Origin of the sequence: Sulfoacidibacillus ferrooxidans (assembly GCF_022606465.1) — a bacterium.
In the GTDB taxonomy this organism is placed as follows: domain Bacteria; phylum Bacillota; class Bacilli; order Alicyclobacillales; family SLC66; genus Sulfoacidibacillus; species Sulfoacidibacillus ferrooxidans.
Window position 1 is genome coordinate 932,892 of record NZ_JALBUF010000001.1, and the last position, 10,065, is coordinate 942,956.

The window sequence follows — 10,065 nt, forward strand, 5'->3', positions numbered from 1 at the left end:
CGATTACACCCCATCCTATCCCATGTTATAAAAGCGCTAGATCATTGCGATGAATTACTTCGGGAAGATCTCCTAAGTGACGTATATTCGCGTCCTTTTTAATTAAATATTGCAAATCAAACGAGGACATAGACACTATACCCTTACCTATAGCTCCACCATGTACATCCACAAGATCTACGATTGCTCCTTCCTGGAACTTCCCTTCCACTTGAAGGATACCTGGTAGCAAAAGGCTTCTGCCCTGTGTTTGTATAGCAATACTTGCGCCCTCATCGATACACAATCGCCCGCTACTTCGCGTTCCATGAATGAGCCAAGATTTTCGTGCACTCCGATGATCTTTACTCGAGATAAAATGAGTACCAACCTGTTCACCTGCAAGCAATCGACTCAATACGTTAGTCTCATGCGTTGCTGCAATGACCACTTCAATTCCTGAATCCATGGCCATTTCTGCCGCTCGTAACTTTGTCCTCATGCCGCCAGTCCCAACAGCTGAACCCTCATCACCAGCTAATGAACGGATATGATCATCGATCTTTTCAATTTTAGCTATCCGCTTAGCATCTAGATCCACACGCGGATCTCCAGTATATAGGCCATCAATATCCGTTAACAGCACGAGGTATTGTGCAGAAAGTAAAATAGCCACCAATGCTGCTAAAGAATCATTGTCACCAAAACGAATCTCACTAACCGCAACGGTATCATTTTCATTGACAATAGGTAAAACTCTAGCATGAAGTAACGTCTCCATTGTATTTCGTATATTCACATATCTTCGCCGATCCTCTATATCCGCTCTGGTTAGCAAAATTTGCGCTACTACACGCTGAAGTACAGCAAACTCTCTTTGATACATATCGATTAATAAACTTTGTCCAACAGCAGATGCAGCTTGCTTTTCAGGTAACGTCCGAGTAGTTTGCCAGCCAAGTTTACCTCTTCCCGCTGCAATAGCCCCAGACGACACAATGATCACCTCATACATAGGATTTTGCAATAGAGGTGCCAGTTGATCACTCATCGTATGAATTTTTTCGGAAGACAAAAGTCCTGTACTCGGATCCGTTAAGCTGCTAGATCCTACTTTAACTACGATTCGCGTTTTTTGCATCTGCTCACCTCATATAAACAGTATACACGATCGCCCTATGATAGCGATCAATGACATGATGTGATCCATTTTGAAGCGTTTGCTACATATAAAACCGGGAGGTGCATCACATTTTGTTAGCAAAAAGAGTCTACAGCAAGGATGTAAAAAACCACCACTTGCCATAAACTCTTATCCATCTAGCCTTTTTGGCGCACCCGGAGGGACTCGAACCCCCGCAAGACGCGGTTTAGGAAACCACCGCTCTATCCACCTGAGCTACGGGTGCATATGATCTTCATGTAACCAGGTAAAGTATATCATGGGCTTACCGAAGTGACAAATCACAAAAATAGTGTTACTTGTACCAAGTTGCTCATACAAGTAACACAAAGTAAAACGTCACTACAATCAAACCATGTTCCCCCTTAGTTAACGGGTTGCGCTATTCCTGGTTGTAATGGTTTTACCATCACAATAGTTTGTGGCTGCACTTGAGGTCCTTCTACAAAACCAAGGGACTTAGCAAATGCTTGACTTCGTATATTTTTTTCTTGAATAAAAACTTCAAGCTCAACTGCTCCATATGACCTTGCTTCTTGCTCAATTTGTTTCATAATTCGCGTTCCATATCCTTTGCCCTGATGAGCTGATGCAAGAACAAGTGCACCAATATTCATCTTTCCACTGTCGTCTAACACGTAGCTAATATAGCCAGCTACTTCATCTTCTACAAGGATCATTCGCGTCTGTGAAGAGCGAACATAATTCATAACTGTCATTAATTCGAGATCGTATCCATAGCTCTCTTTAAAAACTGGAGAAATTTCGTCTTGGGTAAGTTTTGAAATAACTGGTTCATCCTCAAACGTATATGAACGCAGATAAATTTTAGTTGGTCCACCTTGGCTACTTGGAGTTTGTGCACCACCTGGCAATGCTGTAGGTGCATCTTGTGACATAACAGCATCGTCAACAGAAGCTACTTGCACATCATGCCTCCGTTTTGTACTTGTGTGACGCGTCCGATTTTTTTTGGGTGCCGGTTTTTTCCCGGAAGCCGCATGATTAGTCAGAACTGGCTTAACTCCACCTTGACCCTTAGTCATGGGATTTAGGATCTTATTTGTCGAGTTCTTATTGTCTGAGTTTTTGACAGCCACTGATCTTCTCTCCTTATCAGTACTAATGGTAATGCAATCATTAAAGGACACCGATCTCGATACGACATTATATGCACACCCATCTAGATTTGCGCCCAAAAACAACAAAAATCGCGCATAGAGATAGGCGCGATGTCGATCATTGTTGAACTGTGCACTATTATTTTATTGCCAGGGAAATATCTATATTTTTTATTAAGATTTCGGTGGAGTTAATCGTTCAATTCCACCCATATAAGAAATTAAAGCGGATGGGATTTTGACTGAACCATCTTCTTCTTGGTAGTTTTCTAATATAGCAGCTACAGTCCGACCTAATGCTAACCCTGATCCATTTAAGGTGTGCACATATTCAGGTTTCGCCTTATCTGTCCTACGAAAACGAAGATTAGCTCGTCTGGCTTGAAAATCCTCAAAGTTACTGCAAGACGAAATTTCTCTATAGGTATTAGAGGAAGGCAGCCACACTTCTAGATCGTATTTCTTGGTTTCTTTAAAACCAAGATCACCTGTACAAATTTCAATCACTCGATAAGGTAAGTTTAACCGTTGTAATATGATTTCTGCATCATGAACAATCAATTCTAGTTCATCATAGGAGGTTTCAGGAGCTACCACCTTTACTAATTCTACTTTATTAAATTGATGTAATCGAATAAGACCTCGAGTATCCTTACCGGCAGCTCCTGCTTCTGAGCGAAAACTGGCACTAAACCCCGCATATTTGACCGGTAGCATCGTACCAGCCAAAATCTCATCCCGATGTAAATTCGTCACAGGCACCTCAGCAGTTGGTATCAGGAAATAATCCATATCACCAACTCGAAACACATCTTCCTCAAACTTTGGTAAGTTACCCGTTCCAATCATACTCGTACGATTGACCAGATACGGTGGCCAAACCTCTTTATACCCATTTTCACCTGTTTGTATATCCATCATAAAATTTAATAGCGCTCGTTCCAATCTAGCTCCAAGACCCATATAAAAAACAAAGCGAGAACCAGTCACTTTAGAAGCGCGCTCAAAATCAAGAATGCCTAATGTTGTACCTAGTTCCCAGTGGGGTTTAGGTTCAAAGATAAATGTAGGCAATTCACCCACTCGTTTGATTTCAGGATTGTCATCCTCCGATTTTCCTACTGGAACACTCGCATGTGGGATATTAGGAAGACGCATAAGAATAAATTCAATTTCTTCATCCATTGCTCTCAGTTTTTCATCTAATACTTTAATCTGATCACCAACAGCTCTCGTCTCTTCGATCAAATCAGAAACGTTTTCTTGGTTTTTTTTGCGCATAGCAACTTCTTGCGACACAGTATTACGTTTCGCGCGCAATGATTCTACTTGAGCTGTGCAGTCTCTCCATTCCCGATCAACAATAGAGAATCGATGGAATAAATCCCACGTCTCTTTTGACTCATTGCGTTTGATAAGGGCCTGTTCAATTAATTCTGGGTTCTGCCGCAAAAGTTTAACATCTAACATTCATTCCACTCCTCATATATACAAAAACCATCGGTTTTTAGAAAGCATCAATGCAAGACTCTTGGATATACTGTAAAATTTAAGACAATTGTACTATCAAAAAATATAGTATTTAATAAGGATACTTTGAGCTATGTAGTATACTAGTCGTTCCAATAAATGCGTAACCCATACCTCTTGAAGAAACAATAAGTGTTGGTCGCATTGGGTTTTCTTCTAATTTTTCCCTTAATCTTGAGATATAGACATAGAGATCCTCTTTTTTCCCTACACCTGCATCTCCCCATATCATGGAAACCAATTGATTAGCCGTTATATACTTCCCATTAGCCTCAACTAATATACGCAACGTTGTTAATTCCATCCTAGTGAGGATAATGCGTTTACCATGCATAACAACCATTGATTCGCCTAGAGATGGCATAGCAATTGTATGGGTTGGTTGTAAGAGTCGCTCATTCGTAATACTCGTAAGCACTCTCAATACATCATAAGATAAACGTTCTTTCCCTTCGATCACACCGTAAAGATTAGGAACGAGTTCCTTTAATCTTTGATTATTGTTATGTGTAATAAGCACCAAATCAGTTATTTCATTCTTAGAAATTTCTCGCCATAACGAAAACTCTGTACGAGTTGGATATAATGCTTCACAAAACATAACATCAAAATTCTTCGTTTTATAAAAATCAGACAATGACACATGTACATCCCATGTACTGATTTCATTTTCAGGAGGAATGAATGACATTATATGAGTTGCAAGTGATTGATCCTTACAGGCAATCCCAATGTGCATTCATGATCACTCCTTCTATCATAGAGTAAAAAGAATAGGGAGGACTACCTCCCTAAGAATTATGACTTAGATTGGTATTGTATTGCCAATCCTTTAAAGTAACTATGCATCCGAGTATCGTCCGTAAGCTCCGGATGAAAAGCGGATGCTAACAATTGTCCTTGCTGTACAGCGACGATCTTTTCATCAAGTGTCGCAAGTACATCTACCTGTTCACCTGCATTAACCACATGTGGTGCTCGAATAAACACTGCTGGAAATGGGTTGTCTGAAACGCCACGTATGAGTATATCCGCCTCAAATGATTCGCGTTGTCTACCAAAACTATTGCGATTTACAACTACATCCATTAGTGCTAAATGAGGCTCATCATGACCCTCGATCTGCTTGGCTAATAGAATCATCCCTGCACATGTGCCAAATATAGGCATTCCTTGCTGAGCAGATTCAATAATTGGATCAAATAATCCATATTTGCGAATTAATTTACCAATCGTTGTACTTTCTCCACCTGGTATGATTAACCCATGCAACCCAATAAGATCGTCTGCATGTTTAACAAGTATCGGTTCTGCGTCAACCCTTTTTATATGGTCGACATGCTCTGAAACTGCACCCTGTACATTTAATACTCCAATTTTAACAGACACACTCATCACCAACCGCGATCAGCCATCCGCTCATTCTCATGAAGTGTAGATAATTCAATTCCCTTCATGGGCGCTCCAAGATCTTTAGATAACTTCGCCAATAGATCGTAGTCTTTAAAATTCATTGTAGCTTCCACAACTGCTCTTCCGAATTTTTCTGGATTCTCCGATTTAAATATACCAGAACCAACAAACACACCATCTGAACCAAGTTCCATCATCAATGCAGCATCTGCAGGAGTAGCAATACCACCTGCCGCGAAATTGACCACAGGTAATTTCCCAGTTTGATGAATTTCTAGGAGAAGCTCAAAAGGTGCTCCGATATTTTTTGCTTCTGCTGCTAGTTCATCCTCAGACATAGCAACCACTTTACGAATTTGACCTTGTACCATCCGTATATGTTTGACTGCCTCTACAATATTTCCAGTTCCTGGTTCACCCTTAGTCCTAATCATCGAGGCACCCTCTGCAATACGACGCAGTACTTCACCTAAGTCGCGCCCTCCGCAAACAAAAGGTACAGTAAAATCGCGTTTATTCACATGAAATTTATCATCAGCGGGTGTTAATACTTCACTTTCATCAATATAATCCACACCCAAGGCTTGTAAAATCCGCGCCTCGACAACATGTCCAATACGACATTTCGCCATGACAGGAACAGAAACAGCTTTCATTACTTGCTCAATAATTGTAGGATCTGCCATTCGAGCAACTCCACCTGCTGCCCGAATATCGGACGGGACTCGCTCAAGTGCCATTACCGCAACAGCTCCAGCTGCTTCAGCAATTTTTGCTTGTTCAGCATTAATAACATCCATAATTACACCGTTCTTTTGCATTTGAGCCATACCACGTTTAACCCGATCTGAACCTATCTTCGTGTCCATAATAGTCCTCCTGTACGCTTCTCTTTTATGCGTTTACTATTCCATCGCATAGGATTCAAGGTGATGATGATTTCATCTCTGAATTTCCTTCATGAATTATATCATAATGTCTACAAATTCGGGCTAATTGGTGGTAATGACTTTGCGAACGAGACCTGGGTGATTTGTAATCACAGCATCAATTCCCCAAGCATTCAATGTTCGTACAATTCGAGGGTCATTCACCGTATACGGTCTAATTTTAATATTTTGCTCAAAAGCTTCATTCATGTAAGTAGGACTGATCGTTTTCCAATGAGGATGGACGGCTTCTGCCCCAAATTGCTTTGCATACATAGGTGTAACAGCGTTGTATTGTGTACACAAAAGACCAATAGCTTGATTGGGATCTAATTGTTTAATACGACGTAGACTCGGGTAATGAAAAGATGAAATAACTACTCTATCGGTTAAATCTCTTTGTTTAATTGCGTCAATAACTTGTTCTTCAATGCCTACATAAGTATTTTGTACGATTTTTAATTCAATATTGATTCGTAAAGAAGTGGATTCTACAAATGACAGTGTTTGATCCAATGTGGGAACACGTTCCCCATGAAAGGAAGAAGAAAATTTATAACCGGCATCAAGCTGTGACAGCCACGCAAAAGACGCGGAGTAAATGTAACCGCGCCCTTGCGTTGTTCTATTTACTGTCTCATCATGCATAATGACGAGAACACCATCAGACGTACGTTGTACATCCACTTCAATTGCATCTGCACCAGACTCATAAGCCTTCACAAATGCTGCCATAGTGTTTTCAGGTGCTACTGCACTTGCTCCTCGATGTGCCCATATCTCCAAGAGTCATCCCTCATTAGCTATACGCTGTAATTTGGTGCCTCTTTAGTAATATGCACATCATGCGGATGACTTTCCCTTAATCCTGCAGCCGTGATTTTAATAAACTGGGCATCATCTTGTAATTTTTCAATTGTTGGTGTACCGCAATACCCCATCCCAGCTCGAAGACCACCGATCAATTGGTAGACTGTCTCACTTAAAGCTCCACGATATGGCACGCGCCCTTCAATACCTTCAGGAACTAATTTTTTATTTTGCTCTTGAAAATAGCGATCAGAACTACCAGCCTTCATAGCACCAATAGATCCCATACCACGATACACTTTAAAACTTCTCCCTTGGAAAATTTCCATTTCCCCTGGGCTTTCTTCTGTTCCTGCAAATAAACTACCAATCATTACGATATTTGCTCCAGCTGCAATCGCTTTTACAATGTCTCCGGAATATTTAATACCACCATCAGCGATAATGGGAACTCCATATTCTCTAGCAACGGATGCACAGTCGTAAATTGCTGTAATTTGCGGTACTCCAATACCTGCTACTACCCTTGTTGTACAAATAGATCCTGGTCCAATACCAACCTTCACAGCATCGGCACCGGCTTCTATTAGATCGCGTGTAGCCTCTCCAGTAGCCACATTACCCGCAATCAAGCTCATATCAGGATACTTTGCTCGCAATGACTTAACCATGTGAATAACGCCATCAGAGTGACCGTGAGCCGTATCAACAATAATTACATCAGCACCAGCACGAATGAGCGCATCAACTCGATCAAACGCATCTCCTCCAGTTGAAACAGCAGCTCCTACTAATAGACGCCCATGCTCATCTTTTGCTGCATTCGGGAATTGTTTAGCTTTTTCTATATCTTTAATCGTAATCAATCCACGCAAAACTCCACTCTCATCGACAATAGGGAGCTTTTCTACTTTGTGTTGCTGTAAAATACCTTTTGCTTTTTCTAACGTCGTCCCTACTGGCGCAGTAATTAATGGTTCGCGAGTCATCACTTCAGCAATAGAACGACTATAGTTTTTCTCAAATCGTAAATCACGATTCGTTAAAATTCCAACTAACCTCCGCTCTCCATCTACAATGGGTACCCCGGAGATCCGATATTTTGCCATAATTGCTTCAGCGTCATAAATTGGACGATCAGCCGTCAAGAAAATAGGATCTGTGATAACTCCACTTTCTGAGCGTTTTACTTTATCAACTTCATCAGCTTGCTCTGCTATAGATAAGTTCTTATGAATAATGCCAATGCCACCTTCACGAGCAATAGCAATGGCCAATTTTGATTCTGTCACTGTATCCATACTTGCACTAATCAAAGGAATATTAAGTTTAATCTTTTTCGTTAAAAAAGTTGTTAAATCGACGTCCCTCGGTAAAATACTTGATCGAGCAGGTAGAAGAAGCACATCATCAAAGGTAAGTCCTTCTGATTTAAATTTACTTTCCCAGCGTGTCACAAAAAAGCCTCCCTATTAATGAATACAACCTAAAATTCCGGCAGATATTATGTGTAAGTCTACATAGCCAAATAGGGCGTGTCAACTGAAATATAAAAGGAGTAGAAGGTGAATGGAGGAAAACCTCAAACTTTCACAACTATGGCTTTTAGAAAACCCACTTCTGGCTAAAAAAAAATTGTGTGAACTACATCAATTAAACGAGGACTGTAAACCCACTTACGAAAATTACTATGAACTTGCTACAAGTATACGACAAATGAGGGCGCTACTTAACGATGCAAAAAGTTGTTCAATTCGCACACGTCCTATTCTTTTATACTATGCTTCCGTTCAATTAGCAAAAGCTACAATAATTTGTAGTCAACTTAATTCGGCAAATCATCATCTCACGCAAAAACATGGAGTATCTATTCAAAGTAAAAAAATAGTAAATGGAAAATACTTAGAAGAACGAATTCGCATAGAAAAACAAGGAACACTCATCACTTGGTTACAAGCCATCTCTACATTAAAGCATATACAATATAGCGACGTAAGCGAAACTACTCCCACGCAATTAAATAGTCTTCGTGGACTTCAACTTTCGATCAAAGATTTATGGACAATGTTACCCGAGAGTGAGCTGTATGAACGTACTGGCTCACTTACACGTAAAATTTATGTAGATAAATTAGAGATAAGCAAAGAAAGAACAATGTTTACATTACCTAGAATATTATTGGCACAGTGGGGACTAACCATTGATCAATTTGAAGAGTGGATTCGATGTCAGGATATTCATCATATCCTGACTAACATTCGATACAACGATAACAAAATAACACTTGATCTAGGAACAAATTTACATAGCATTTTACATTTTAAGCCTTCGTCACATTTATTTTTACAAAATAATTTTCATTATTTCAACAATTATAATCATAACACGTGTATGATAGCTTTTAATGGTCCACAATTGCCATGGCCATTATCTAATGAGCTTTATCTACAAGAACCCATTATTTACTACATGCTTTTATTTCATTTAAGTATGCTAAGTCGTTATTATCCATTAGAGTGGCTAGATTTAATTGCTGACGATACAAGTATTGATTACATGTCTATTGAATTATTATGCAACCACACTGAGTCAGTGCTTATTCGTTACGCAATTGAATGGTTTATATTAAACTAACATCACTTTATATACATCATATTTTATACGAAGAGAAAAATAATATACAGAAAAAGAACGAGAGAGTCTAGGATCGTGAAGCCCTAGACTCTCTCGTTCTCGTATCGTGCACTTGCCTGGCAACGACCTACTCTCCCGGGACCCTGCGGTCCAAGTACCATCGGCGCTGGAGGGCTTAACCTTCGTGTTCGGGATGGGTACGGGTGTGTCCCCTCCGCCATCATCACCAGACGCTGCATTCTTCCCACAGAAGCCTACCTGCTGCTTCTCTGTTCGTCATGCGCTGAAGCTTCCCTTGCGGGTTCCTTCACAACTAGAGGTGAACTACGTGTCGTTCTCTTGTTGAGGATAAGCCCTCGACCGATTCGTATCCGTCTGCTCCACATGTCGCCATGCTTCCACACCGGACCGATCTACCTTGTGTTCTTCAAGGGGTCTTACCTCGTCTTACCGAGCGGGACATGTC

9 protein-coding genes, 1 tRNA gene and 2 rRNA genes are annotated in these 10,065 nt (G+C 40.4%); 1 reads left to right on the plus strand and 11 read right to left on the minus strand.

From position 1 onward, the window contains the following. Window positions 1-25 precede the first annotated feature (25 nt). From proB to guaB, 9 genes are all read right to left on the minus strand, one after another. Window positions 26-1,120: a glutamate 5-kinase gene (gene proB, locus MM817_RS04625; RefSeq protein WP_241712238.1), complete on the minus strand. Its 1,095-nt coding sequence runs from the start codon at window positions 1,118-1,120 to the stop codon at window positions 26-28. 189 nt (window positions 1,121-1,309) lie between these two features. Next, window positions 1,310-1,388 (minus strand) — tRNA-Arg (locus MM817_RS04630). 139 nt (window positions 1,389-1,527) lie between these two features. Next, the gene (locus tag MM817_RS04635; RefSeq protein ID WP_241712239.1) at window positions 1,528-2,262 is read right to left on the minus strand and encodes a GNAT family N-acetyltransferase; all 735 of its coding nucleotides are present in this window, start codon (window positions 2,260-2,262) and stop codon (window positions 1,528-1,530) included. Between the two features lie 195 nt (window positions 2,263-2,457). Next, window positions 2,458-3,753, minus strand: coding sequence for a serine--tRNA ligase (gene serS / locus MM817_RS04640; RefSeq protein WP_241712240.1), 1,296 nt, complete (start codon window positions 3,751-3,753; stop codon window positions 2,458-2,460). 112 nt (window positions 3,754-3,865) lie between these two features. Further along, the gene (locus MM817_RS04645; protein WP_241712241.1) at window positions 3,866-4,552 is read right to left on the minus strand and encodes a winged helix-turn-helix domain-containing protein; all 687 of its coding nucleotides are present in this window, start codon (window positions 4,550-4,552) and stop codon (window positions 3,866-3,868) included. A gap of 59 nt (window positions 4,553-4,611) precedes the next feature. Beyond that, window positions 4,612-5,202: a pyridoxal 5'-phosphate synthase glutaminase subunit PdxT gene (gene pdxT, locus MM817_RS04650; protein WP_419723361.1), complete on the minus strand. Its 591-nt coding sequence runs from the start codon at window positions 5,200-5,202 to the stop codon at window positions 4,612-4,614. Window positions 5,203-5,207: 5 nt separating this feature from the next. Then, on the minus strand, window positions 5,208-6,095 hold the full coding sequence (gene pdxS, locus MM817_RS04655; protein WP_241712243.1) for a pyridoxal 5'-phosphate synthase lyase subunit PdxS: 888 nt from the start codon (window positions 6,093-6,095) through the stop codon (window positions 5,208-5,210). Window positions 6,096-6,218: 123 nt separating this feature from the next. Next, window positions 6,219-6,941 (minus strand): glycerophosphodiester phosphodiesterase, encoded by a 723-nt coding sequence (locus MM817_RS04660; protein ID WP_241712244.1) that lies wholly within the window; start codon window positions 6,939-6,941, stop codon window positions 6,219-6,221. Between the two features lie 17 nt (window positions 6,942-6,958). Beyond that, on the minus strand, window positions 6,959-8,422 hold the full coding sequence (gene guaB / locus MM817_RS04665) for an IMP dehydrogenase (RefSeq protein ID WP_241712245.1): 1,464 nt from the start codon (window positions 8,420-8,422) through the stop codon (window positions 6,959-6,961). Between the two features lie 112 nt (window positions 8,423-8,534). On the opposite strand from guaB, the gene MM817_RS04670 reads away from it, so the two are divergent. Next, window positions 8,535-9,599 (plus strand): YaaC family protein, encoded by a 1,065-nt coding sequence (locus tag MM817_RS04670; RefSeq protein WP_241712246.1) that lies wholly within the window; start codon window positions 8,535-8,537, stop codon window positions 9,597-9,599. A 114-nt stretch (window positions 9,600-9,713) separates the two neighbouring features. Here the strand turns inward: MM817_RS04670 and rrf are convergent. Both rrf and MM817_RS04680 read right to left on the minus strand, forming a co-directional pair. Further along, window positions 9,714-9,830: ribosomal RNA gene (gene rrf / locus MM817_RS04675) — 5S ribosomal RNA — on the minus strand. 113 nt (window positions 9,831-9,943) lie between these two features. Beyond that, a 23S ribosomal RNA gene (locus MM817_RS04680) occupies window positions 9,944-10,065 on the minus strand; the annotation flags it as partial.